Below are 24,918 nucleotides of genomic sequence, written 5' to 3'. Positions count from 1 at the left end.
AGACCGACCGTTTTCTAAATTCAAACGGGCAGGTCTGAACCCTCCAGAGCTGCCAGGCTTCGCCATTCTCAGAGCTGGAACCAGCACCCTGCCGATCATGATTGGGATCATGCGTTCGGCATGTCGGCCGGAGCGAGCACGAGCAACAGTGCTGATGCGAACAGCAGCGCGCCCATCACCCTGTCAATCCAGTTGCGTGCCGCGGTTGTGTCCAGATGGCGCATCATTGAAACGCCCATCGCGCACCAGAGAGCGAGACAAAGTGCGGAGATCACCGTAAACGCTGCCGCCAGCACAAGGGAGGTCCGCAGGGGCTCGGCGCCATTGCCGACGACGGCAGTCACCGTCAGCACCAGCACCCAGCTTTTGGGATTGACGAACTGAAAGCAGAACAGCGCCACCACGCTGCCGTGCCGGACACTGGTCGGCGTGGGCACGTGCTTCTCAGGTGGCCGGAGTGTTTCCAGGACCAGGCGGGCGCCCATCCAGCACAGGTACGCCCCGCCAGCAAGGGTCATCAGGGCGTACAGGTGCGGCACGGTTTGGAATGCGGTGCTTGCTCCGGCCGCCACCAGCGCCCACATGCCCAATCCTCCGGCAACGATGGCGGCGATCGCTGGCAGCGCGCTCACGAATCCGGTTCGCGCGGCGATGCGCATGACCAGCAGGTTGTTGGGACCTGGCGTGATGGTGGCAACGGCGATGACACCTGCGCCGATCAGGAGAGCGCTCATCGCACCGCCTCTCCGCGCTGAAGCGTCATGGGATCGACCTCAATCGCTTGCCCGGAGGCAAGCGTCACCCGCGCCGGTCCGAAGCGCTCGCGACCGTGCGCAGCCGACCAGTCCGCATCGGGTGCGGCGGCAATGATGCCGAACGGGTTGACGCTTCGATCGTGCCAGTAATACCCGTTGCGGATCACATCGAGATCGACCGTAGCGGCGACACCGCGCCAGGAGTACAGGTCTCGCGCGTAGGCCCACAGGTGCGGGTAGTCGATCAGTCGCCGACGTGCACATTTGAAGTGGCCGTGATAGACGGCGTCGAACCGGACCAATGTCGGGAACAGGCGCCAGTCCGTCTCGGTGATGATCAGGCCAAACAGATAGCGTGCATTCGCAAGACGCCGCTCCAACTGATCCAGCATGGCGAACACACTCTCGACAGCTTCTTCGTAGGCGTCCTGCCGTTGCGCGAAACCGGCGCGATAGACGGCATTGAACAGCCCGGCCTGAAGCGCGGCGTTGAGGGCATCGATCCGGCCGCGGAAGGCGGGCGGGACGAGCGTGAACGCCCCCGCGACGTTCGCATCGGCCGCATCGAACGCGCGCATGATGTGCGACGACTCATTGCTGACGATCCTGCAGGCCTGACTGTCCCACAGCACCGGCACTGTTGCCCGGCCGGTGTAACGGGGTGCCGACAGACGGTAAATCTCGTGCAGGTGCCGGACCCGCGAGCCGCATCCCGGGACGACCCAGGAGGCACCGCCGGCCACCGCGTAGCCCTGCCTTCGCTCACCACCCGCGATCTGCACCGGCACTGCATGCTCCAGGCGCTTGAGGGCACGCAGCAGCAGGGTGCGATGCGACCACGGACAACTGGACGACGCAATGAGCCAGTAGCGACCCGGTTGTGCACGCAGTCGGCCCGCAATGCCATCCAGACCCTGCCGGAACATGCTTTCCGGTCTCACAAAGCGACCATCGATCATTGTCGAATCGGCATCGACCCAGCGGCCATCGACCAGCATTCCCATGTTCATCCTCTCCGATCTGGACTCGATGCAACATCGTGTGATGGCAAGCTGGTCCAAGGAACGCCGCTTCTGGTCTATTATTGAGTCCACCATGAAGATGCCCCTCAACGGACTTCGGGCGTTCGCCACCGTGTATGCCCACGGCGGGATTCGCTCGGCCGCGCGCGAGCTCGGCATCGTCCACTCGTCGGTGAGCCGCCATCTCGCGGAGCTGGAGCTCTGGCTGGGTGTACGGCTGGTCGGCGACGCTGCAGGCCGGCGAGGAATCACATTTACACCGCAAGGCGAGGCATTGGGCCGAGCCACGCTGTCGAGCTTCCGCGATATCGAGCGCGCAATCACCGCAGTGCAGGAAGCACGCTCCGGGCGATCGGTGACCGTATCGACCACACCTTCATTTGCGGCACGCTGGCTGCTTCCGCGCCTTCCGCGACTCGAGCAGGCGCATCCTCATCTTGAGGTGTCGGTGGTTGTAGACCAGAAGATCGACAACCTGCAGACCGGCGACATCGACCTGGCCATACGCATGGGCCGTGGGCCCTGGCCCGATGCCAGGTGCGAGCCGCTGATGGACGAAGTCCTGTATCCGGTCATGAGCCCGGCGCTGTTCGAAGCTTCCGGCCAACCGGCGCAGCCGGCCGACCTGCTCGGGACGCGGCTGGTGCATGATCGTGATCCACATGCATCGTGGGAGGCATGGCGGCAGCTGTACGGTCCGGCCTCGATGGATGTGACTGCCGGCCCGCGCTTCTCATCGTCAGACCTCGTGCTTCGGGCTGCTGTGCAGGGCCAGGGCGTCGCGCTGGCGCGCCATCGCTTTGCATTCGATGACATCGCCTCGGGCGCGCTGGTAAGGCCATTCAGAGATGCCGCTGTAGTGCTCGGCCCGGCCTACTGGATTGCGCTTCCACTGCACCGCGATGTGCGCAGCGGCGCATCGACGGTGATCGCATGGCTGAAAGAACAGGCGGCGTTTAGCGATACGGTGATCTGAGTGCCCAGCACCTTCAGATCCCTTCTGCCGCGTGTCGTGATTGCCCTGAATTCCAGGCTCCGGGACTCGAGCCATCACCACCACGACAGCCCACGCCTGAAATCAGGCCAAACCCTTGCACGATGGGCGCCTCCCTGCCCCGGCCAGCTATGCAACAATGCCGAAAGCGTCGAGGGCGTTGTCGGCATCAGCCCCAAGCCCTTGGCTTCCCGCATGACCGGGAGTAATTCTTGGCGCGCCACCGAAAACGGCTGGCCGGGCTTCGAAACCCCGGTTCTACGCTGAAGTACAGGCTTGCCAGCCGGCATCACCCATCAGGTGGTGCCGGCTGGCAATCCGTCGGCCGGCTATGGCGGGCGGTGCGCGGAGGCCTTGTGCCTGCCGGTTTAGCGTAGACCGGGTTTCGAACCTCGCACCGTCCGCCACCTTCATCGGTGGCGGCTTCCGTTTATCTGTTCGGAGCCCTGCCATGACCAACGCCTCCCCCCCTTCTCCGCACCCGATCCGCCTGCATCCCGCCAACGAGCCCACACCGGATCCCAACGCCTTTGTTTCACTGCTGCACAGCATCGGCGCAGGTGCCGCGTCCAACGGCCGGCCCTGGCCGGAAGGCCATCTTCCGCCAGGGCGACGCATGGCACTGTCCGACGCCGACTGTTCTCTCAATGGCCTGCGCGTGGTGATGGAAATTCTGCTTGCCGCAGAGCGCGCCCGCAAGAATGGAGAGCCTGACCAGTACGTCGGCGACCGTGTGCTGGAAGGGCTGGTCATGGCCGGCCTTGGGCTGACCGCACACGCCAGTGAACGCCTGTTGCCGGAAGGCTGATGCCTCGTCCCGCGGGCGCTGGCGCTCGCGGGACACACAGCCACTCCCGTTGACCGCAGCGTCCGTAGATGTGGGCCCGCCCTGACCGGCGGGCGGCACTTACTAACGTGACGCATCACACCCAACCACGCACCGTTAACAGCCGCGCACTATCCTCGAAGCCCCTGAACCTTCACGAGGCGAGTCCATGACCAAGCTCCACACCGTGCTGATTACCGGCTGCCTGCTGGCCCTGAGTCCGCTGGCCTCGGCCGAAACCGTGAACCTGACCAACAGCGCCGAAGGCGCCAACCGCGATGCCGGCATTGCTGCGGTCAAGAAGAAGCTGCAGGACGCCTGCACCGATCGCAAGGGCTCGCCGGATACCGACTCGTTCGAGGTGGTCTTCGAGAAGACCAGCGACAACCCCAACGTGCCCAAGCCGTACTACGTGGACGGAAAGATGAAGTGCGAGCTGCCGGGTTGAACCCGGCGACCGCTATCGACCGGCGTCGTCCCCGGACATGACCCGGTCGATCCAGCCGGCGTAGCGTGAGATGCGCACGTTGAACACCACCTGGCCATAGAAGCCGGCCTCAAGGGCGTGCTCGGGAACGGCGGTGATCCAGGAACCCAGGCCGACCAGCTGCCAGTGGTCCTGCACATTGATGACCAGCGGGCCACCGCTGTCGCCGTTGCCGAGCACGCCTTCAAGCGGCAGGCCACGCGGCGGCGGATCGAAGCGGTACCAGAGATAGCGGTCGTTGCCGCCGGTGATGGCGTTGAACGCACGCCGCAGAGCGGTGCGATGCGACCCTCCGGGGATCAACCCCTCGGCGCCATTCCCGCTGGCGCCCTTCCCTATCAAGGTGGCCACCTGCGCAACCTCGCCCGCGCCCCGATAGAGGGCGACGGGCTCGACATCGGCAACGGGCGTTGCCAGCCGGATCAGTGCGATGTCATCCGATGCCGCCAGGAACGCGTGGATCTTCCCTGCACTGCCTGTTGCCAGGGCCTCTTCGCCCAGCGCGGCCGGCATCGGCCTGAAGCCGGGGTGCAGATACACACGCGCGACGGCGTAGTTGCGCCCACCGACGGTGACTTCGGCACCCATGCCGTCCATCGGTGCCGCGTGCGCGGCGGTGACCACCCAGCGCGGAGCGATCAGTACGCCGTGCCCCTCTCCCGGCAGGTCGGCCAGGGCCGGGAAGGCAGATCCATCGATGCGGTAACGGGCATCGTCCACGTCGTCACGGATGACGATGGCCCCGGCAGCAAACGGGACCGTTACAAGCATCAGGAAGAGCCAACGTTTCATGTATTTCTGCATCCCCGTGTTCAAGTGCCCACGCTAGCCGAAATGCACCTGCCTGGTGAGCGGCATGCGACCAGAGCCCGCGCCGGCCGACGAAGGCCGGCAAAGCGGGCGCGGAATCAGGGCTGCGCTGGCCTGCCAAGGGATTCGATCTGCGCCCCGCCCAGCTCCACCACCCGATCGGCGTCGGTGACGACACTGCGCCGATGGGTGATGGCCAGCACGGTCACCTCGCTGGCCAGCGCCCGAATATGACCCATGATCTCGCGTTCGGTGGCCTCATCCAGGGCCGAGCTCGCTTCGTCCAGCAACAGGATCGCCGGCTCGCCATACAGTGCGCGTGCGATGGCGATGCGCTGCCGCTCGCCGCCGGAGAGCTTCAGGCCACGCTCCCCGACCGTGGTCTCGAAGCGCTCGGGCAGTGCCTCGATCAAGGCGAGGATGGCAGCCTTGCGTGCGGCGTGCCGCAGCCGCTCGTCATCGCGCGGGCGCCCCAGCAGGATGTTATCGGCCACGCTCTCGTTGAGCAGCATCACGTCCTGCGGAACGACCGCGACGGCCGCGTGCCACGTCGCGCGATCAATTCGGGCCAGGTCGGTACCGTCCACCCGTATCCGGCCGTGCTGGGGCTCGATGGATTTCAGCGCCAGCTTGAACAGTGTCGACTTGCCGGTACCGGTCTCTCCCATCAGGAAGGTGATGCCGCCGCGTCCGGCGTGGAAGGTCGCATCGGTGACGCCGCGACCGTTGTCATAGCGATGGCTCACTGCGTCGAACTGGAGCAGGCCGCTGCGGGCGGAGAACCGTTCGGCATGGGCCACCTGCGGTTCCTCGGGCGCGGCCCACAGGGTAGAGAGCGGCGCCAGCATGCTCCACGAGCGCGCGACGTCGTCGATGGAGCGCGCGATCATCTCCAGCGGCAGGTTGAGCTGGAGCAGCAGCAGATTGAACAGGACGATGTCGCCCACGCTCAGCTGCCCGTTCTGGTAGCCCGGGAGCAGCAGGCTGAAGGTGACGATGAACTCGATGGCCAGGCCGATGCCCAGCAGGGCGACGAAGCCTACGCGCTGCAGCACGTAGGCACGCCAGCTGTCGCGCACACTCTGCGCCTTCTGCTCGAAGCGCTGCACCATCCAGCCGCTGCCGCCGAATTGCCTGAGCGTTTCCATGGCATTCATGGCATTGCCGACGAAGCGGGCGTTCTGCTGGCCGGCCTCGACGGCCGCTTCGCGGTGGATGCGTGCACGTCGGGTAGCGAGGGCAGATAGCGCTACGGCCACCGTGCCGTAGCCCAGCACGATGGCGACGATCCGCATGTTGATCAGCGCGCCCAGGGTGACCAGGGTCAACACGATCTGCAGGGCACTGGGAATGAAGGCCACCAGGCCCAGCTGCACGACGATCTTGAGCGCCGCCCGCCCCTTTTCGCCGGCCACCTGCAGTTCCGCTGCGTTGTATTCCACGAAGAAGCTGTTGGTCTTCTTCAGCAGGCGCGCGAAGTAGCGGGTACTGGTGATGAAGCCCAGATTCTCGCCGCTGAGGAATGACAGGTACTGCACCGTGTTCTGCAGCACGCTGCCCACCCCGAGCAGCACCGCGTAGAGAACGAACCACCCGGCCAGGACCGCTGCGCCCTGCTCGGGGAGGCGGTCGATCAATCGCGAGAACAGATAGGGCGCGGCAACGGTGGCCAGACTGGAGAGCAGCACGGTGGCGGCAATGAGCAGCAGCAGCGTGCGATCGGCTTTCCAGTAGGCCGTCAGTATTTCGCTGACAGGCGCGGGCACAGCGAACGGCTTCATCACTCTCGGTCCCCGGCGTCTCGGCGGTCCACAGGGCAACGCAGTCCCTGTACAGTTGAATGATATGATATAACATCGCCCTCAAATGCACGTGACCGTGCTGCAGGCCGATATCGGATGAGAGTGATGGACCGGGGAATGGAACAGGTATTCATGGGCGGTAGGCGCGCGTTGCTGGCCGCGAGCATCGCTGCCGCGCTGCAGATCGGAGCGCAGGCCCAAGCACAGAACGCGGGCACCGACGACGATGCACCCACGGCCACCCTGGACAAGGTGCTGGTCATTGGCAGCAACATCCGCGATGCCGTCGGCGGTGGGGCGTCGCCGGTCATCGTGATCGACCGGGAGGCCATCGACCGCACTGGCGTGGCCTCCCTGCAGCAGCTGTTCGAGAAGCTGCCGCAGAACTTCGGTGGCGGCGCCAATGGTGCCAATGTGGCCAATCTCGGTGTTGACCGTGATACCGGCAACAACTTCGGCCAGGGCACCGCGATCAACCTGCGTGGCCTGGGTACGGGCACTACGCTGACCCTGGTCAACGGCCATCGCGTGACCTCATCGAACCGCTACCAGTATGTCGATGTATCGCTGATTCCACTCAGTGCGGTCGAACGCGTGGAGATCCTCACCGATGGTGCCTCTGCCATCTACGGCACCGATGCCGTCGGTGGCGTCGTCAACATCATCCTGCGCCAGGACTTCACCGGCTATGAGTCGTCGCTGCGGTACGGCACGGTCACCACCGGCAACATGGACGAGTACCAGGTGTCGCAGTCCGCGGGGTGGGCGTGGGACCGCGGCCGTGTGCTGGCAAGTTACGAGTTCCTGAAGCAGGGCAACCTGCCCGCCGCCGACAAGGATTTCTCCCGGAACGTCACGGTCAGTCCCTACGATCTCTATCCCGGATCGAAGCGGCACAGCCTGTATGTCGATGGCGTGCAGGAGCTCAGCGATGTGCTGACGCTGAATCTCACCGGCTCGTTCGCCAAGCGCGAGATGGACACCACCATCTCCGGCACGGCCGACGAAACCCGGTTGTTCCCGCACACGCAGCAGTTCGATGTGTTCGCAGGCCTGACCCTGGAGCTCCCGCGCCAGTGGCAGGCGCGCCTGGACGCTGGATTCGGCAGGAACGAGGTGTCCTACGAGCGCACGACCATTACCGGCAGCACCGTCAGCACGGCGCCACCGACGGATACGAACTCTGAATCGCGCTACCTGGACGTGGTGGCCGACGGCGAGGTGCTCAGCCTGCCCGCCGGCCCGGTACGCGCAGCGGTCGGCGTCGGTTACCGCCGCGATGGCTATGAGCTGCTCGATCACCGTGGGCTGGAAAAGCCGCTCGATCTGCAGCGCACGATCAGGTCCGCCTTTGCCGAACTCAACATCCCGCTGCTCAAGGAGATGCCCGGCGTTCGCAGCCTGTCGCTGACCGCGGCGGCCCGCTACGACGACTACAGCGACTTCGGCTCCACCCTGAATCCCAAGCTGGGCCTGCTGTGGGAAGCCGCCGAGGGACTCTCGTTCCGTACCAGCTACGGCCGCTCCTACCGCGCGCCGGTCTACCAGGACATGCAGCTGAACAACACCGTGGTCGTGGCGAACGTGCCGAACCCGAACGCGGCCAACGGCAGCACCGTCCTGATGATGCTCTCCAACGGCAATCCCGATCTCGGCCCCGAGCGTGCGAAAACCTGGACCGGCGGGTTCTCGTTCGCGCCGCCCTCCGTTCCCGGCCTCACGGTTGATGCCAACTACTATCACATCGACTATGCGGACCGGATCGGCAGCGGCTTCGGCGGCAGCTTCCCGTCCCTGTTCCTGCAGTCCACGGCCCCCTACGCGGACATCCTGACCGTCGATCCATCGCAGCAGCAGATCCAGCAGGCGCGCGAACTGGGCGTGTCGGGCCTGGGGCTGTTCGTCTCACGTGTGGGGCCGTATGCACTCCCTGCCGGCCTGGACGAGACCAGCAGCCAGGTGATCCTGGACAACCGCTTCCGCAACAACGCCTTCACCTCGCAGCGCGGCGTCGATCTCAACGCGTCCTATCGCGTCGATGTGGGCCAGACGCGGATCGCGATGAACCTGGCCGGGCAGTACATCCTCGAATCGACGCGGCGCGTGACCAGCACATCGCCCGAGCTGGACGCGGTCAACGCGGTCTACTACCCGGTCGACCTCAAGCTGCGCGGCGGCCTGACCTTGGACCGGGGCCAGGCCGCAGGCGGCGTCTTCGTGAACTACGTGGACAGCTACCGCGATCCGGCCAACATCGCCCACCCACACGTCAGCTCCTGGACGACCGTCGACCTGAACCTCAAGTACCACTTCGGCGCCCCGGCCGGCGACCACGAAGGCACGTCGCTCGCCCTCAACGTGCAGAATCTTCTCGACCGGGATCCGCCCTTCATCATCAACAGCATCAACACCGGCTACGACCCAACCAATGCGACCGCGCTGGGGCGCTTCCTGTCGGTGACCCTCACGCATCGCTGGTAAGCCGGATGAGTCCGCCCTCCCCCGCCCGCTTCCGGCCTGCGTCGACGCTTCGGCAAGCTGCTGGTGTCGCGGCAACCCAGCTGACCTTGATGTGGCGTGAGCGGCGCCTGCCGTGGCTCGCCCTGGTCCTGCTGCTGCTTGCGGGCGCATCCGTTGCCACGGGTGCCGCGCGCCTGGCCCTGCAGGCGCAGGAGCGCCAGGCCGTAGCAGCGGAGGAAGCGCGGCTGTGGGACGGCCAGGGCGTGATCGATCCCCATGCCGCGGCGCATGTGGGACGCGCCATTCCCGCACCGGTGCGACCCCTGGCCGCGCTCGATCCGGGACTGACCGATGTACTGGGCACCTCGGTGTTCATCGAAGGTCACGCACAGAACCCGGCCAGGCATCGCGCGATGGACGCGGGCACCGCCCTCAGCCGGTTCGACGGTTTCTCTGCCGCCTGGGCGCTGCAGGTAGTAGCGCCGCTGCTCATCATCCTTGCCGGCTTCGCCACGCTGTCCGGTGACGTCGCCCGCGAAACCCTTCGCCAGGAACTCGGCACCGGGGCGTCGCCTGCGGTGCTGATCATCGGCCGATTGATTGCTCTGGCAAGTGCTTCCCTGCTGCTGGTGCTTGCCATGCTGGCGGCGACGGTTCCCGCTGTGGCGGGACAGAACGCCGGCTGGATGGACATCGCCGCGCTGCTGGCCATGTGCGCGGCCTACGGACTCTATCTGCTGGTGTTCTGTGCCCTCACGGTCGGTGTCTCGGCGTTGTCCAGCTCGGCGCGGACCTCGCTGGTGGTGCTGCTGGGGTTCTGGGTGGTGGCCACCGTGCTTGTGCCACGAATGGCGCCAGCGGTGGCCGAATCGCTGGATCCCACGCCCACCGCGCCGGCGTTCAGGGCCGCCGTGACGGAAGAGGCGGAGAACGGTGTGGATGGCCATGACCCTGCGGACAAGCGGCTGGACGCCCTGCGACACGCGCTGATGGCGCGCTACCAGGTCGACACGGTGGAAGAGCTTCCCGTCAACTTCCGGGGCGTGGCCCTGGAGTTCGCAGAGAGGAACTCGACGGACACCTACAACCGCCATTTCGAGCGGATCCATGCGACCTATCGGCAGCAGCAAGCAACACAGCGCGCATTCGCCTTCGTTTCTCCGGCCATCGCGCTGCAGTCATGGTCACGCGCATTCGCCCGCACCGATTTCGCGGCGCACCTGGCCTTCCTGCAGAGCGTGGAAGACTACCGCTACCGCCTGATCCAGGCACTCAATGCGGAAGTGAAGCAGCACAAGGCGCCGCAGGGGGAGAAGCACCGCGCCGACATCGCGACCCTCACCCGGTCCGTAGCCTACACGCCGGGGCAACAGTGCCTGGCCGGCACTGCCGCGGCACAGGCGGCGAACCTGGCCATTCTGCTGGGCTGGGTGCTGCTGGCGCTTGGACTGGTGTTCTTCTCGGCCCGGCGCCTGGGGACGACCCCATGAGCAGTCTTTCAGTTGCCGGCCATGAGGTGCGCAGGCTGCTGCGCGATCGGGCGCTGCCCACCCTGCTGACGCTGCTGCTGGCGCTGGCCGCCTACGCCGCGTGGAATGGCAGGGCGTGGGTCGAACAGCGTAACGCCGCCATCGGCGTGATCCAGCTCGAAGAGCAGCACACCCATGACCGCAGCCGGGTGTTCGTCGGCAAGGCGCCCTCGGTGTTGCCGCGCGTCCAACCCGTGCTGCCGCCGGCTGCGATGGCGTCAGTATCGATCGGGCAGGCGGAGGCCTATCCCTATACGGCCGATGTGGTGGCGCTGGGCGATCGCACCCAGCTTTTCAGGAACGTGTGGGCCGACATCGGCAATCCGGCAGCGCGGGCCGCAGGCCGGTTCGATCTGGCGTTCGTCATCGTCTTTCTGCTGCCCTTGGTCATCCTGGCAGCCAGTTATGACCTCTGGGCCCGCGAGCGCGAGCGTGGCATCGCTGCGCTGGTACTGTCGCAGCCGGTCGCGGCGGGACGGCTGATTGCGGTAAAGGCGCTGGCCCGGGGCGCAGTGGTGCTGCTGCCTGCGGGAGTGATCCTGGTCGGCGCGGCGGCGTGGTCCGGTGCGGAGAGCCTTGCCGGCCTCGGCCTGCTCTCGCTGGTCATCCTCGCCTATGGCGGCTTCTGGCTGGCGGTAGCGGTACTGATCGGCTGTTTCGCCCGGCGCACCACGGAGGCGGCCATTGCGGCCGGCGGAGTGTGGTTGCTGATCGTGGTGATGGCCCCGTCGTTGACCCTCGCCGCAGTGAATCTGGCCGTTCCGCCGCCATCACAGATGCAGCTCGCGACCGACGTGAAGGCGCGGCTGGCCGCAACGGCCAGGCAACAGACACTCCATCGCCGCAGTGCTTCAACGGCTGTACGTTCTTCGACACCGGTGATTCCGGACGACGTGCGCGAGGCCTATGCCGACCTGCTGGCGACCGATCTCGACCTTGCGCCGCTGATCGAATCGCATGAGCGGGCGCAGGATGCACGCCGCCGGGTGCTGGACAACGTGCGGTTGCTGATGCCCGCGGTCGCAGTACAGGACGCGCTGGACCGCATCGCCGGCTCGGACGCGGATCGCGCGCTCGCCTTCCAGGACCAGGTCCATGCGTTCTGGCAGGCCCGTCGGTTGCTGCACAAGGCGTACCTGGATCGCGACGCGCCGCAGACACTTGCCGAATATGAAGCCCTGCCCCGCTTCCGGTTCGCGGAGCCGGCCGGCGTGGGCCGGCGTGGAGTGCGTGCCGATCTCGCGGCGTTGCTCGCCGCCACCCTGATTCTGCTGATCGCCGCCGGATCGATGCGTCGCCGGTTGGCGACCCCTTGAGGAGCCCACATGCTTTCTGCAAAGAACCTGGTCAAGGAACACGGCACCCACCGGGCACTCGACGATGTCAGCTTCGAGGTGGGACCCGGCGAGATCTTCTGCCTGCTCGGAGCCAACGGTGCGGGAAAATCGACCACGATCAAGCTCTTTCTGGGCTTCCTCACCCCTACCTCCGGATCCGCGGAAGTCGATGGACTCAGCGCGCACCGGCACCCGCAGGAGGTGCGACGCAGGCTGCTGTACATCCCCGAGACCGTGGCGCTGTACGACGAGCTGTCCGGTCTTGAGAACCTGGACTACTTCGCGCGTCTGGCCGGCGTGGACGACCGCTCACCCGCCCGGCTGCGGGATGCACTGAGTACAGCGGGCCTGGCGCCGGATGTCTTCGGACGACGCGTGGGCCTCTACTCCAAGGGCATGCGGCAGAAGGTCGGCATTGCCCTGGCCATCGTCAAGGACGCCAAGGTGCTGCTGCTTGACGAGCCGACGTCCGGCCTCGACCCCACTGCGTCGGCCGAGTTCCATGACCTGATCGTGCGACAGCGTGATCGTGGCACCGCCATCCTGATGGCCACGCACGATCTGTTCCGCGCCCGCGAGGTCGCCACCACGATCGGCCTCATGCAGGCCGGGCGGCTGCGCAGGACATTGGATGCCACCACCATCACCGCCAACGATCTTGAGAGCCTGTACCTCGAGGAGATGAGCCGGAGCGCCTAGGCGACTCCGGCTCCCTGCCCTGCGGGCCGCTCTGCCCAGCGCCTGAGCCAGGCTTCGATGTTGACCTGCGGGCCGAAGATGCCGAGCACCTGCGACGAATGATCCAGGCCGACCCGGCGGATGCCAGCGTCGGCCGAGGCGCTGTCGATGTACCCACGCCGGGCCAGTAGCCCATCGACAAGCAGGCTGCGGATGAACGCCTGATGGCCCTGGGTGACCGCGACCGAATGATCGTCGAGGTAGGACTTCACCTTCCGCGACAGTAGAGCGTCCGGCAGCAGCCCCTGCAAGGCACGCCGTGCGATCGTCCGGTCCTCCGCGTCCGCCATGAGCAGACGCAGCGGCATGCGCGCGAACAGTTCGACCAGCGGTTGTGCGCTGATCGGAGAGACACCGTGCCAGCGACCCGCGCCCTCGAACGGATCAAGGACGCTGGTCGGAAACACCATCCGGCTGATGTGCGCAAGCTTGTACGGTGACACCTCATGGCCTTCGTTGCGCGCATGGCGCAGCCAGGCCGGTGGCGTGACGTCCTGCTCGGTCGCGTCGACCTTCACCCATTCGCAGGGGTTGCCCCAGCGACCGTTGATGCTGGCCGGCCGCCTGAGCAGCCCATGGATCACCGCATCCTTGAGGACGCCATAAAGCGAATCGCCCGACTGTGCGGTTTCAAAGGCGACCCGGAAGAAGTGGCGGTCGATGCCGCGCCGCCAGGCATGGTCGATCGCCGCAGCGTTGCCCTTGAAGCGCAGGAAGACCGCGTCGCCGCCGACGCCGGTGAACTGCACGGTATCTGCGTCAAAGGTGACATCACGGCGATGCAGAAGGTAGCCCGAGCAATGTGCCGGCCGCGCCGTCCGCGGGAAGGTCATGATCTCTTCCAGCGCGCAGTGGGGTTGCCGCCGGTACTCGACGAACCCGCAGCGCCGGCCCGACGACTCACTGGCACCGGCCACCGCCATGCGGGCGAACATCCGCTCATCGGCACCGATGCCGTCGTCATAGTGGTGGACACAGTCCACTTCCGGCATGGAAGGTGCGTGCAGCAGGCCGGCGAGGATGATGGAGGAATCCAGCCCACCCGACAGCTGCAGCTGGATACGCCGGTGCCGGCTGGCCAGGGCACCGATGCAGCCCAGCAGCGTGGAGCGCGCGAGCTGCACCGCCTCCTGCAGGTCTTCGATCGGTTCGTCGCGGGCCAGGCGCACGATGTCCCACTGGCACTGCCGGCTGACCGGCTCGCCATCGCGGATCGAAACGGCCTCCCCGGCCTCGATGGCGGTGACCTCCCTGAAGCCGGTCTGCAACCCGTCACGGAACGGAAACAGCAGCGAGTAGGACAGGAAGGGCCAGTCGATGCTGAAATCGCGCAGGCCCAGTGCAAGGCAGTCTTCCATGCTGGAGAAGACCACCGTCAGCTGATCCGCCGTCGTCATGTAACAGGGAATTTCAGCGGTGGGATCACGCAGGACGAACCAGCTCGATGACTGCGGCTGGTAGCCGAACGCTACATAGCGGCCCCAGTAGTGCTGCACGAGGGTTTTTCCCTGCGTGCGGCAGGCCGCATCGGCGGCGGCCGCATCCAGTGGCACGCGCGCGGGCACGGTATCCCGGCCGAAATTCCTGTCGAACAGCGCGCCGAGCACGACCAGCGAGCCGCAGCGGCTGCAGTCCAGGTAGCCCGGGTTGTCACTTTGGACATAAATCGCGGCGCCGTGGTCGTTCATCACGCAGGTGACGCCGGCGTGCATGGCCTCGATGCGCTGCATCGCCTGCTGCGCCCGGGCGGTTGCGGAGTCGCAGGAGGTGTTCCAGAGCACGGCGATGTATCGATACATGCGTGAGGCGCCTCTACAGCACCAGGATGGGAACCATCCGGCGCAGGTTGAAGGGGATATCGGTCAGGACCTGATCGCCGTGCTGCAGCCAGCAGTGCGCCGCGAAGGGCTGGGTCCTGACCGCGAACACCCAGTCCGCGACGATTCCATGCCTGGACAGGAATTCGCGCATCGCCAGGCAGTAGAGAAAGCACTCGTCCGTCTTCCTGAAGGCCAACGGCCGCAGCCAGTCGAACACCCGGACGCGCAGGGCCAGCTCCTGCACGCCTACGTCCGTGCGCTGTGATGCCTGCGCACGCCTGCGCGCCGAGGACACTGTTTGGCTGAAAGGAAGGAACGTCCTGCTGCATCCGGCACGCATGCACGCAGCCATGAATCTGCGGACGTCACGTGCGGTGATGCGCGGACAACCGCGAGGTTCACCGTCGCGTATCCAGTGGCGCGGCAGCGCGATCGAAGCACTGGTCGCGGCTTTGCCTCGCTGCGGATCGTCGGTGATCAGCCCGCGTTGCAGCAGCGACTGCAACAGATCCGGCATCCGCCGGCCATCTGCCGGCAACGGCCAACCCAGCACCAGCCCGCCCAGGCTGGCAGCACGATGGCGGTCGAGCGACAGGTATTTTCCCGTCGCTTGGTCCAGGATCACCATTGCATCGCCGGTGACACAGACATGGGCCTGCTTCGACAGGAAATAGCGCGCCGCAGGCTGTTCCATTACGTGATCTCTTCAGTCCAGGCGGAGAAGCGGTGCATGCGCAGGGCATGCACCGCAGGTCATGCATGCCGCAGTGGATCAGGGCGAGGTGGTCGGGAACACGCCATCCCACAAGGTGCCGTGGTTGTGTGCCTTGGTTTCCGAAACCACCGAGCCCAGCTCGATCAGATCACCGCCCACACCCTGGCCTTCAGGGTTCTGCTGTCCTGCCACTACACCCAGCTCAATCAGCTCGTTCATGAACATCTCCTCTTGTCAGTGGATGTATCCGGGCGTCGTGCCACGGATACGGAGCAGCCAAGCCACCATCGCTGCGCGTGTTGCTAAGCGATTGCCGTCAAGGCATGCAAATGTTACGATATAACATATTATTTCAGTGTGACGACTGTCGCTGTCCGGCAACGTCGACACGCCTTCTCGAAGGGGAAATGGATGAGCGACCCGACCAGTGACGATGGCCTTGAGCCCACCCTTCTGCTCAAAGGACCGTTCCCGCTGCCGAGGTTCATCCGCTTCATCAGGGAGCGATGCCCGCCCGGATGCTTCGATGAGGCGATGCTGGTGGAGGAATGGAAGAACGCCCGCGCCGACGCGCTGCGCCAGCTGAAGGAAGAGGCCAATGACGCCGACGCGGTCGAGGTGCATGCACTTCCTGCGGAGATGGCGGCGCTGGCCGACCACGCGCCACGCCAACCGTCGATGCACCGCATGACGAACAACGTGCCGCGCGCATGGCAGATGGTCGAGATCGACCGGCTGGTGGTCTTCCAGGAGTGCATCAACCTGCGCCATGTCGGCGAGCTTGCCGCCGCCTTCCCCGCCTCCCCCACGGCACAGGACATCATGGAGCTGGTTGCACGCAACGGGCGGCACGCTCACCCGCCGGTCCGCGCGTCCCGGTCCGAAGGCAGCTACACCTTTGCGTCCAGCTCCAACGACCTGCGCTTTCTGGACGTGGCGACGATCGACCCGTCCGCCATCGCCGGCTACGAACCCTTCGGTGCAGCCAGCCACGCGCTGGTCATCTATCTGGGCTTCAGCGACAACCTCGTCAGTGCCACCCGGATCGGCAACCGCCTGATCCTGACCAATGGCTCCCATCGCCTGTACCTGCTGCGCCAGCTTGGGCTCCGCCATGTACCGTGCCTGGTGACTGACGCCTCCGACAGCGACTTCAGTGACGTGCTGTTGCCGGCAGCAGTCAAGCAGGACCGTGCGTTCTATCTGGGCTCGGCACGGCCGCCGTTGTTCAGGGACTACTTCGATCCACGCCTGACCCGCATCGTGCCGGTAATCCGCAAGAACTATGCGCTGCGGGCCACGCTGGACCTGCAGAGGATCACGGTGCCGGCGGTGTAGCGCAAAGCATCGGAACAATCCGGCACCTCCCACCTCCAGCCCTGCGGCGGCGTTTCATCACAGCCGCGCGGCCGCCCTGGCGCCAGACAAGGCTGCTGAAGAAGCGTGAGAGCATTCGACCGCCGACGCAATCACTTCACCCCGACTCCGCGCCCGTACGGCGCATCCAGCAGCGGCATGCCGTCCTGGCTCCAATGCACCGGCTGGATGCGCGGCGAGCGCCTGGCGGTGCAGCCCATGTCCGGCCCCGGGTTGGCGTGGTAGATGATCCACGACGCGCCGTCGGCCATCTGGAAGAAACCGTTGTGCCCCGGCGCGTACACGTTGCCAGCAGGATGCTTGGCAAGGATCGGCTGCTTCGCCTTGTGCCACGCGCTCGCATCCAGCGGATCGGCGCCCGCCTTGGCGTGCAGCAGTCCAATCGCGTAGTCATCCGACCAGCACGCACTGCCCGAATAGGTCAGGAACAGATCGCCGCGTGGGCCCTGCAGGAACTCCGGCCCCTCCAGGATCTGCCGCCCGCCCTGTCGCTCCCACGCCTGGTCGGGCCGCGCAATGATGGTTTCGCTGCCCCGCAGGGTCCAGGGGTTGGCCATGGCCACGATGGCCAGCACGCTGTCCGGTCCCACGTAGGGTGAATACACGAAGTAGCGCTTGCCGCCGGTTAAGAAAGTGGTGCCGTCGATGCCGGGGTGTGCCGTGGCCAGCCGTCCGCGATCGGTCCATGTACCCCGGGTCGGATCGGCATTGCTGTTCTCCAGCACGAACACCCCCCGATGGGCGTCTTCCTGGCCTTCGGGTGCATCGCCCGCTGCCGCCGTGTAGTAGATGTACCAGCGCCCATCAATGCGATGCAGTTCCGGCGCCCAGATCGACTTGGCATTCGCCCCCGTTGCCGGCGGACGCCACACCGTGACTTCGCGCGCGTCAGCCAGGTGCGCAAGGTCGCGGGTGGCGCGGATGGCGAGGCGATCACCGTGCGTGCCCATGTAATAGAACACGTCCCCATCGCGGGTGATCCACGGGTCCGGCCCGGAGTCCAGCAGCGGATTGTCCACCGCCGGCGTTGCGGCGGACGCGTTCGTCGATACCTGAAGCAGCGCTGCAAGCGCCATGGAAAGCGTGCCGTTCATTGCGTTCCCCTCCCGACTGGAACTGCGCCGGCAGGCTTGCCAGCGAGCGGCAACCAAACCATATAATCAGACAATAGGCAACACCATCGCTCCGAGGAACCACCATGCAGCAGGAACACCCCGACAGCATCATCGGCATCAACTGGGGCAGCAGCAATCTGCGCGCCTATCTGATCGGACCCAACGGTGAGCGGCTTGATGCCCATGAAATGCCCGCGGGCGTGGCCACGCTGGACCGTGACGACATGGTGGTGGCCGCCAACACGATCCGCGCACGCTGGCCGGCTGCACGCCACGCCTATGCGGCGGGCATGATCGGGTCGAATGTCGGCTGGATCGATGCCGGCTACGTGGAGTGCCCTGCAGGTGTTGCCTCGATCGCGCAGCAGCTGGTGCCGACCCGGATCGGCGGGCTGTCCGTGAGCATCGTGCCCGGCATGGCCTGCGTGCGCCCCGTGGATGGCATGCCGGACGTGCTCCGCGGCGAGGAGACCGAGCTGCTGGGGCTGCTGCGCGGCGGCGATGTCGGCCCCGATGCCATCGTGGCGCTGCCGGGTACGCATACCAAGTGGATCCAGCTGATCGACGGCCAGGTGCAGAGCTTCATGACCTCGATGTCCGGCGAACTGTTCGATCGACTGGCCAGTGGCGGCCTGCTTGCCTCGGTGCTGGACGGACCGGGTGAGCCAGGACCGGCCTTCGCCGAGGGTGTGCATGCAGGCGCCGACCGCCGACTGGGCCTGGGTGCGCTGCTCTTCGGTGTGCGGGCACGGATGATCCGCGGCACCCTGCCGCGCACGGCGACCAGCGCTTACCTGCGCGGACTGCTGGCCGGTGCGGAGATTGCAGACGCATTGGCGCTGTTCCCCGGGCTGAGGTCGGCGTCGGTGCCCCTGGTGGGCTCCGGACCGGTCACCCGGCTGTACCAGGCGGCGCTGTCGGAAATCGGCATCGCCACGCACGCGGTGGCGTCCGCCGACGCCGTGGTGTGCGGCTTCTCCGCACTGCACGCGATGACCGCGACTGCGCGTTGACCACGGGTGGGCACGGCGGTCCGATCACGTGCTGCGTCGCAACGTGCGTATTGTCTGATTATATGTTTTTGTGCGCATCACGACATCGAGAGGGGTCTTGAGCAATGCGTGCTGGCAAGGGGAAGACGGCAGGGCTGATCGGCGTACTGGCACTGTCTGCAGTGGGCGCAGGTCAGGCACAGGAACGCGCTGTGGTAGGCCGGACGGCCGATGGCACCGTGGTGGAGTCGATCCTGCTGCGTGACGGCACCGGCATGCAGGCCACGGTACTGACGCTGGGCGCTGCACTGCATTCACTGGAAGTGCCGGACCGTGATGGCGCATACGCCGATGTACTGCTTGGCGACGCGACGCTCAAGGCGACGCTCGACAATCCGCAGTACTTCGGCACGATCGTCGGCCGCTTCGCCAACCGCATCGCCAAGGGTCGCTTCACCCTGGATGGCAGGACCTATCAGGTACCGGTCAACAATGGGCCGAACAGCCTGCACGGCGGCACCCGCGGCTTCGACAAGGTGGTGTGGAAGATCGTCGACGCCGCCGCCGATCACGCCACCCTGCAGCATGTCAGCCCTGACGGCGACCAGGGTTATCCGGGCACGCTCACGGTCACGGCAACCTACGCATTGAAGGGCAATGGCCGGCTGGAGGTGGAGTACCGCGCCACGACCGATGCACCGACCATCGTCAACCTCAGCAACCACGCATACTGGAATCTGTCCGGCGAGGGTTCCGGCTCGGCGATGGATCACGAATTGACCATTCCGGCCAGCGCCTATACGCCGGTGGATGCGAGCCTGATTCCCACGGGCGTGCTGCAGCCGGTGCAAGGCACCGCCTTCGACTTCCGCACGGCCAAGCCGATCGGGCGCGACCTGCGCCAGGGCAATGAGCCGCAGCTGCTGCATGGCCGCGGCTACGACCACAACTGGGTCATCAGCAGATCGCCCACGCGCGAGCCGCGCGAAGTCGCCCGCGTGCACGACCCGCGCTCGGGCCGCGTGATGACCGTGCTGTCCACGCAGCCTGGCCTGCAGTTCTATTCGGGCAACTTCCTCGACGGCAGCACCGTGGGCAAGAGTGGCCGTGTCTATCGCCAGGGCGATGCCATCGCGCTGGAACCGCAGCTGTTCCCGGACACACCGAACCAGCCGTCGTTCGGCTCGGCGCGGCTGGCCCCGGGCGAGACCTACGTGAACCGCATCGTCTACGACTTCTCGACCGACCGCACACCGCCCGGCCGCTGATCCCGCGCAGCTGGCACACCGGTCGCCCACGGCACCGGCAATCCGACGCAGTACGCACCGCCCGCCTCCTGGCTCACGCCAGGACGGGCAGCTCATGAACCAAGGAGATGCATCTCATGCGAAAGTGGCTTACCCCTTTGCTGGCAACGCTGCTCGCCGTCGCACCGATGGCGCATGCGACCGACGCCGCACGCTGGACCCCGGCCGAAGCCGACGCGTGGTATTCCAGACAGCAGTGGCTGGTGGGCGCGAACTACACCACCTCCAACGCCATCAACCAGCTGGAGATGTTCCAGGCCGAGACCTTCGATCCGGCAGCCATCGACCGCGAACTCCGCTGGGCGCACGAGCAGTTCGGCATGAACACCATGCGCGTCTACCTGCATGACCTGCTGTGGCAGCAGGACCCGCAGGGCCTGCTGAAGCGCATCGACACCTTCCTGTCCATCGCCGAGAAGAACGGCATCCGCCCGATGCTCGTGCTGTTCGACAGCTGCTGGGACCCGGATCCGGTGCTCGGCCCGCAGCGCCGCCCGATTCCCGGCGTGCACAACTCCGGCTGGGTGCAGAGCCCGAGCCGCCACATGCTGGTGGACCGCGCCAACGACGCGCACTTCCAGGCCTATGTGGAGGGCGTGATCGGTCACTTCGCCAATGACACGCGCGTGCTGGCCTGGGACCTGTGGAACGAGCCGGACAACCCCGGGGGTGGCAACTACATGGACAAGCAGCTGCCGGACGAGCAGGAACGCATCGCCGAACTGCTGCCGAAGATCTTCGACTGGGCACGCGCGAAGAAGCCGGTGCAGCCGCTCACCAGCGGCGTGTGGATCGGCGATGACTGGTCGCCGGGCGCCGCATCGCTCACCGCGATCCAGCGCACGCAGCTGGAGCAGTCGGATGTGATCACCTTCCACAACTACGAGCAGCCGGAGGCATTCGTTGCCCGCATTGCACAGCTGCGCAGGTACGGCCGCCCGCTGATCTGCACCGAATGGCTGGCACGCGGCGCAGGCTCGAACGTGGACACGATCCTTCCGATCGCCCGCCGCGAGAACATCGGCATGATCAACTGGGGGTTCGTGGACGGCGCGATCCAGACCCGCTTCCCGTGGGACAGCTGGCAGCGCCCCTACACGATGGAAGCCCCCACCGTGTGGTTCCACGATCTGCTGAAGGCCGACGGCACGCCCTACCGGGCACGCGAAGCCGAGCTGTTCCGCAGGCTGGCCAAGACCCCGCGCACCTCCGTTCCCGCTTTCTGACCCTACTGGCGCCCGCCTTCGATTTAGGGCGCGCCACTCAACCGCGACTGCTTTCCGGAATCCGGAGATACCGCCATGACCGCTCGTTCTTCCCGCACCGTGCTTTCCCTGGCCATCCTTTCGGCCCTCGCCCTGCCCTCTCTGGTGCAGGCGCAGGAGGCCCGCTCGCAGGAGGCCGTCAACCTGGACACGGTCACCGTGACCGCGCTGCGCCAAAGCCTGCAGACCGCCCAGTCGATCAAGCAGGAGGCGGAGATGGTCGTCGATTCGATCGTTGCCGAAGACATCGGCAAGCTGCCCGACAACAGCGTGGCCGACGCCCTGCAGCGCGTTACCGGCGTGCAGGTGGCGCAGGGCAACCAGGGCGAGACCACCGGGGTGGTGATCCGCGGCCTGCCGAACGTGATCAGCACCCTCAACGGCCGTGAGATCTTCAGCAGCTCCGGCCGCGGCTACGCCTTCCAGAACCTGCCGGCCACCGCCATCAAGAGCCTGAACGTCTACAAGAGCAGCGAGGCGAGCCTGCCACTGGGCGGCATCGCGGGCCTGGTGGACATCCAGCTGCGCCGCCCGCTGGATTTCGACGGTGCGGAGATCGCCGGCACCGTGACCGGTACGCACAGCAAGTACGGTGGCGACATCGATCCCTCCGCCAGCCTGCTGCTGAGCAACCGCTGGGACACCGATGCCGGCGAGATCGGCGCCATGGTCAACTTCGGCTATGTCGGCAAGCGCTATGCGTACGATGCGGTGTGGGGTGACTTCCCGAAGGTGCTGGAGAATCCGGATGGCACGCCGGCACGTACCGATGACGGCAACCTGATCGCCGCCCCCAATGGCTGGGGCACCAACTACAACCATGGCGACCGCAAGCGCAGTGCGTTCAACTATGCCCTGCAGTGGAAACCCAGCGAACGCACCGAGGTCTATGTCGAGGGCCTCTATGATTTCGTGCGAGACGACTATGACCAGGCGTTCCTGTTCAGTTTCCCGGTCGGGGTGGTGCCGCCGACGGGGCTGCAGGTCGGCGACAACTGCTATGCCAACCGCCTGGATGGGCCGCTGTCCGGCCAGACCATCTGCGACGCCACCGCAGGTACATGGACCGGCGACAGCTATGCCGCCAGCAGCACCCAGGCGCACAAGCAGCGCGGCCAGGACACCCAGAACGCGCTGGGCTTCAAGTGGCGCGGCGACCAGCTGCGGCTGTCCACCGAAGTGGCCCGTACGTCCGGCTACTACCGCGATGAGAACTTCATCATCGACACCTTCCTGGCCGGGCCGATCACCACCGTATGGGACGGCACCTCGGGCAAGCACCAGAACTGGCACCTGGCCGGCAACCCGGCCATGGATCCGTCGCGCTTCTACCTCAATGGCCTGTTCCAGACCTGGGGCGAGTCGCGCGGCGAGGAAAACAGCTGGCGCGGCGACGGAACGTTCGAGTTCCTCGACGGCCCGATCGCCAACCTCCAGTTCGGCCTGCGCTATGCCGACCGTACCGCCAGCGCCAAGGGCAGCGTGGAAATCAGCACGCCGCCGCCAGGCGGTGCCGGTACGGGCAACATCACCGCCTCGCCCAACCCGGCCAACCAGGTGGTGGGGTTGTTCCCGGCCAGCAGCTTCTTCTGCAGCAAGCGCGGCAACTCCGCACTGAGCCAGTCGTTCCTGACGCCCTGCTACGACTACCTGATCGACAACGCCGACGCGCTGCGCCGTTACTACGGTCTGCCGGACGGACTGGCGGCGGAGAATCCCGGCCGCTTCTTCGATATCGAAGAACGCAAGAGCGCCGGCTACCTGCAGGCGAAGTACGACTTCGAGCTGGGCGGCCTGCGCGTGGATGGCCTGGTGGGCGTGCGTGCGGAGAAGATCAAGCGTGAACTCAACGCCTTCTCGTTCGACGCGGGCACGGGTGTCTACAGTGCCATCACCCGCAGCACGCAGGACACCAATGCCCTGCCCAACGCGAGCCTGAACCTGCACTTCAACGATGCCTGGCAGCTGCGCGTGCTGGCGGCCAAGACACTGAGCTATCCGGACTTCGGTGCCTTGAACCCGTCGATCTCGCTGAATCCCGGCACCGTCAACCGTGCGGGCGTGGCCAGCAGTGGCAACCCCGACCTGAGCCCGATCAAGTCGACCAACTACGACATGTCGCTGGAGTGGTACTTCTCCCCGGTGGGCTACGTCAGTGCGGGCGTGTTCTATCGTGACATCGATGGCTACATCCAGAACTACATCACCAATGTGGTCATCGCCGGGGAGGACTACGAGCTGTCATCCCCGCAGAGCGCCGGCAGCGGCCATCTGCAGGGTGTCGAGCTGGCCTACCAGCAGACCTTCGACTTCCTGCCCGGCGCCTGGAGCGGCCTGGGTGCGCAGTTCAACTACACCTACATCGAAGGCGATACCAAGTCTCCGGAGTTCCTTGGCGGGCCCGTGATCTCGCGGCCGCTGCAGAACGTCTCGAAGAACAACTACAACGCCGTGCTGTTCTACGAGAACTTCGGCCTGAGTGCGCGCCTGGCCTACGGCTACCGCAGCCGGTACATCGATTTCTTCACCCAGCCCACGGTCGCCGGAACGGAAGACCAGGTCGAGCCGGCCAGCTCGCTGGACTTCTCGATCAGCTACGACGTGACCCCGCGCGCCACGGTGGTGTTCTCGGCCACCAACCTGCTGGGCAACAACCTGCACCAGTACTGGGGCAGCGGCAACACGCGGCCGCGCGACATCCGTTACCAGGACAAGACCCTGGGCATGGGCTTCCGGTTCAAGCTCTGATGAGGACGCTCCCCCACATGCCTCACACCCTGCACCCGTCCTTTTGTCGGATAATAGGAGTGACCGCAGCCTGCGGTGCACCAAGCCAAAGGGATGCCTGTGAAACCGATCGAGGTACGCAACCTCTACGACCAAGTGGCCCAGGAGATCGGGCAGCGGATCATCAGCGGCGCACTTCAGCCGGGCGAATTCCTGCCCAGGGAAGAGCTGCTGTCACAGACCTTGTCCGTCAGCCGCTCCGCCCTGCGCGAGGGCCTGAAGGTGCTGGGCTCCAAAGGGCTGATCGAAACCCGGCAGAAAACCGGTTCGCGGGTGCGCGACCCGCGTCACTGGAAGCAGCTGGACAGCGACATCCTGGCGTGGCGCTGCGCGCTGATGCCCACCCAGGACTTCGTGGAAAAGCTGGTGGAGATGCGCGAGGTGATCGAACCGGCGGCCGCGGCTTCCGCAGCCGAGCGGCGTTCGCCCGCGCAGCTGGCCAGGATCAAGAGCGCGTACCAGGCCATGGCCGATGCACCGGACCAGGATGCGTGGGCCAAGGCCGACCTGATGTTCCACGAGAGCGTGCTGGAAGCCACCAACAACGAACTGCTGGCATCCCTGTTCTCGGTCATCGACGCGGCGCTGGGCACCTTCTTCCTGCTCTCGGCGCAGACCGCGCAGGACTTCAAGTACTCGCTGCCGCGCCACTTCGACGTGTACGACGCCATCCGGCAGAAGCAGCCGGACGCGGCGCGCGCCGCCATGCTGGACATGATTGCCGACTCCCGCGCCAATCTGAAGGGCGCGCGGCAGTCCAGAAAACCCCCACGCTGAAGG

General features: G+C 66.0%; 21 protein-coding genes. 13 read left to right on the top strand and 8 right to left on the bottom strand.

Annotated features, from left to right (window positions below):
- Positions 1-107: 107 nt before the first annotated feature.
- A complete protein-coding gene (locus tag ABE543_RS01275) occupies positions 108-734 on the bottom strand; it encodes a LysE family translocator (protein ID WP_346475167.1) in 627 nt (208 codons plus the stop codon).
- Positions 731-1,759 carry a glutathione S-transferase C-terminal domain-containing protein gene (locus ABE543_RS01270; protein ID WP_263174251.1) on the bottom strand — a complete coding sequence of 343 codons (1,029 nt, stop codon included), beginning with the start codon at positions 1,757-1,759 and terminating at the stop codon, positions 731-733. Before ABE543_RS01270 ends, ABE543_RS01275 begins: the two co-directional genes overlap by 4 nt.
- Here ABE543_RS01270 and ABE543_RS01265 point away from each other — a divergent pair.
- From ABE543_RS01265 to ABE543_RS01255, 3 genes are all read left to right on the top strand, one after another.
- Entirely contained in the window at positions 1,758-2,753 is a 996-nt protein-coding gene (locus tag ABE543_RS01265) for a LysR substrate-binding domain-containing protein (RefSeq protein WP_346475166.1), read from the top strand. The two genes, ABE543_RS01270 and ABE543_RS01265, sit on opposite strands and share 2 nt — an antisense overlap.
- Before the next feature lie 469 nt (positions 2,754-3,222).
- Positions 3,223-3,579: a hypothetical protein gene (locus tag ABE543_RS01260; protein ID WP_197570996.1), complete on the top strand. Its 357-nt coding sequence runs from the start codon at positions 3,223-3,225 to the stop codon at positions 3,577-3,579.
- Between the two features lie 187 nt (positions 3,580-3,766).
- On the top strand, positions 3,767-4,045 hold the full coding sequence (locus tag ABE543_RS01255) for a hypothetical protein (RefSeq protein ID WP_053515798.1): 279 nt from the start codon (positions 3,767-3,769) through the stop codon (positions 4,043-4,045).
- A gap of 12 nt (positions 4,046-4,057) precedes the next feature.
- On the opposite strand, the gene ABE543_RS01250 is transcribed toward ABE543_RS01255, so the two are convergent.
- The gene (locus tag ABE543_RS01250; RefSeq protein WP_346475165.1) at positions 4,058-4,876 is read right to left on the bottom strand and encodes a trypsin-like serine protease; all 819 of its coding nucleotides are present in this window, start codon (positions 4,874-4,876) and stop codon (positions 4,058-4,060) included.
- Between the two features lie 116 nt (positions 4,877-4,992).
- Positions 4,993-6,675, bottom strand: a complete 1,683-nt coding sequence (locus ABE543_RS01245) for an ABC transporter ATP-binding protein (RefSeq protein ID WP_346475164.1) — start codon at positions 6,673-6,675, stop codon at positions 4,993-4,995.
- Between the two features lie 138 nt (positions 6,676-6,813).
- Between ABE543_RS01245 and ABE543_RS01240 the strand changes: the two genes are divergently transcribed.
- Genes ABE543_RS01240 through ABE543_RS01225 form a run of 4 tightly spaced genes read left to right on the top strand, consistent with a single transcriptional unit; the run spans position 6,814 to position 12,721 of the window.
- On the top strand, positions 6,814-9,177 hold the full coding sequence (locus tag ABE543_RS01240; RefSeq protein ID WP_346475163.1) for a TonB-dependent receptor: 2,364 nt from the start codon (positions 6,814-6,816) through the stop codon (positions 9,175-9,177).
- Positions 9,178-9,182: 5 nt separating this feature from the next.
- A complete protein-coding gene (locus tag ABE543_RS01235; protein ID WP_346475162.1) occupies positions 9,183-10,646 on the top strand; it encodes a DUF3526 domain-containing protein in 1,464 nt (487 codons plus the stop codon).
- Positions 10,643-12,001, top strand: a complete 1,359-nt coding sequence (locus ABE543_RS01230; RefSeq protein ID WP_346475161.1) for an ABC transporter permease subunit — start codon at positions 10,643-10,645, stop codon at positions 11,999-12,001. The genes ABE543_RS01235 and ABE543_RS01230 overlap by 4 nt, the downstream gene beginning before the upstream one ends.
- Positions 12,002-12,010: 9 nt before the next feature.
- Complete coding sequence (locus ABE543_RS01225) at positions 12,011-12,721, top strand: ABC transporter ATP-binding protein (protein WP_346475160.1); 711 nt, start codon at positions 12,011-12,013, stop codon at positions 12,719-12,721.
- On the opposite strand, the gene ABE543_RS01220 is transcribed toward ABE543_RS01225, so the two are convergent.
- The 3 genes from ABE543_RS01220 to ABE543_RS01210 form a co-directional block, all read right to left on the bottom strand.
- Positions 12,718-14,559 carry an asparagine synthase-related protein gene (locus ABE543_RS01220; protein ID WP_346475159.1) on the bottom strand — a complete coding sequence of 614 codons (1,842 nt, stop codon included), beginning with the start codon at positions 14,557-14,559 and terminating at the stop codon, positions 12,718-12,720. The genes ABE543_RS01225 and ABE543_RS01220 overlap by 4 nt on opposite strands.
- Positions 14,560-14,572: 13 nt before the next feature.
- Entirely contained in the window at positions 14,573-15,274 is a 702-nt protein-coding gene (locus ABE543_RS01215) for a lasso peptide biosynthesis B2 protein (protein WP_346475158.1), read from the bottom strand.
- Between the two features lie 78 nt (positions 15,275-15,352).
- Positions 15,353-15,514 (bottom strand): hypothetical protein, encoded by a 162-nt coding sequence (locus tag ABE543_RS01210; protein ID WP_195840294.1) that lies wholly within the window; start codon positions 15,512-15,514, stop codon positions 15,353-15,355.
- Positions 15,515-15,706: 192 nt separating this feature from the next.
- Between ABE543_RS01210 and ABE543_RS01205 the strand changes: the two genes are divergently transcribed.
- On the top strand, positions 15,707-16,633 hold the full coding sequence (locus ABE543_RS01205) for a hypothetical protein (RefSeq protein WP_346475157.1): 927 nt from the start codon (positions 15,707-15,709) through the stop codon (positions 16,631-16,633).
- A gap of 131 nt (positions 16,634-16,764) precedes the next feature.
- Here the strand turns inward: ABE543_RS01205 and ABE543_RS01200 are convergent, their stop codons facing one another.
- Entirely contained in the window at positions 16,765-17,766 is a 1,002-nt protein-coding gene (locus tag ABE543_RS01200; protein WP_346475156.1) for a glycoside hydrolase family 43 protein, read from the bottom strand.
- 104 nt (positions 17,767-17,870) lie between these two features.
- On the opposite strand from ABE543_RS01200, the gene ABE543_RS01195 reads away from it, so the two are divergent.
- The 5 genes from ABE543_RS01195 to ABE543_RS01175 all read left to right on the top strand — a co-directional run bounded on the left by ABE543_RS01195 (position 17,871) and on the right by ABE543_RS01175 (position 24,915).
- Positions 17,871-18,800: a 2-dehydro-3-deoxygalactonokinase gene (locus tag ABE543_RS01195; RefSeq protein ID WP_346475155.1), complete on the top strand. Its 930-nt coding sequence runs from the start codon at positions 17,871-17,873 to the stop codon at positions 18,798-18,800.
- A gap of 104 nt (positions 18,801-18,904) precedes the next feature.
- The gene (locus ABE543_RS01190) at positions 18,905-20,047 is read left to right on the top strand and encodes an aldose epimerase family protein (RefSeq protein WP_253118501.1); all 1,143 of its coding nucleotides are present in this window, start codon (positions 18,905-18,907) and stop codon (positions 20,045-20,047) included.
- A 116-nt stretch (positions 20,048-20,163) separates the two neighbouring features.
- Positions 20,164-21,312, top strand: a complete 1,149-nt coding sequence (locus tag ABE543_RS01185; protein WP_346475154.1) for a cellulase family glycosylhydrolase — start codon at positions 20,164-20,166, stop codon at positions 21,310-21,312.
- 75 nt (positions 21,313-21,387) lie between these two features.
- Complete coding sequence (locus tag ABE543_RS01180; protein ID WP_346475153.1) at positions 21,388-24,099, top strand: TonB-dependent receptor; 2,712 nt, start codon at positions 21,388-21,390, stop codon at positions 24,097-24,099.
- 93 nt (positions 24,100-24,192) lie between these two features.
- Complete coding sequence (locus ABE543_RS01175) at positions 24,193-24,915, top strand: FadR/GntR family transcriptional regulator (RefSeq protein WP_262218153.1); 723 nt, start codon at positions 24,193-24,195, stop codon at positions 24,913-24,915.
- Positions 24,916-24,918: the final 3 nt, after the last annotated feature.

Origin of the sequence: Stenotrophomonas sp. TWI169 (assembly GCF_039674705.1) — a bacterium.
Taxonomy (GTDB): Bacteria; Pseudomonadota; Gammaproteobacteria; order Xanthomonadales; family Xanthomonadaceae; genus Stenotrophomonas; species Stenotrophomonas maltophilia_P.
The sequence above is the reverse complement of the archived record's forward strand: the minus strand, read 5'-3'. Positions and strand labels throughout refer to the sequence as shown.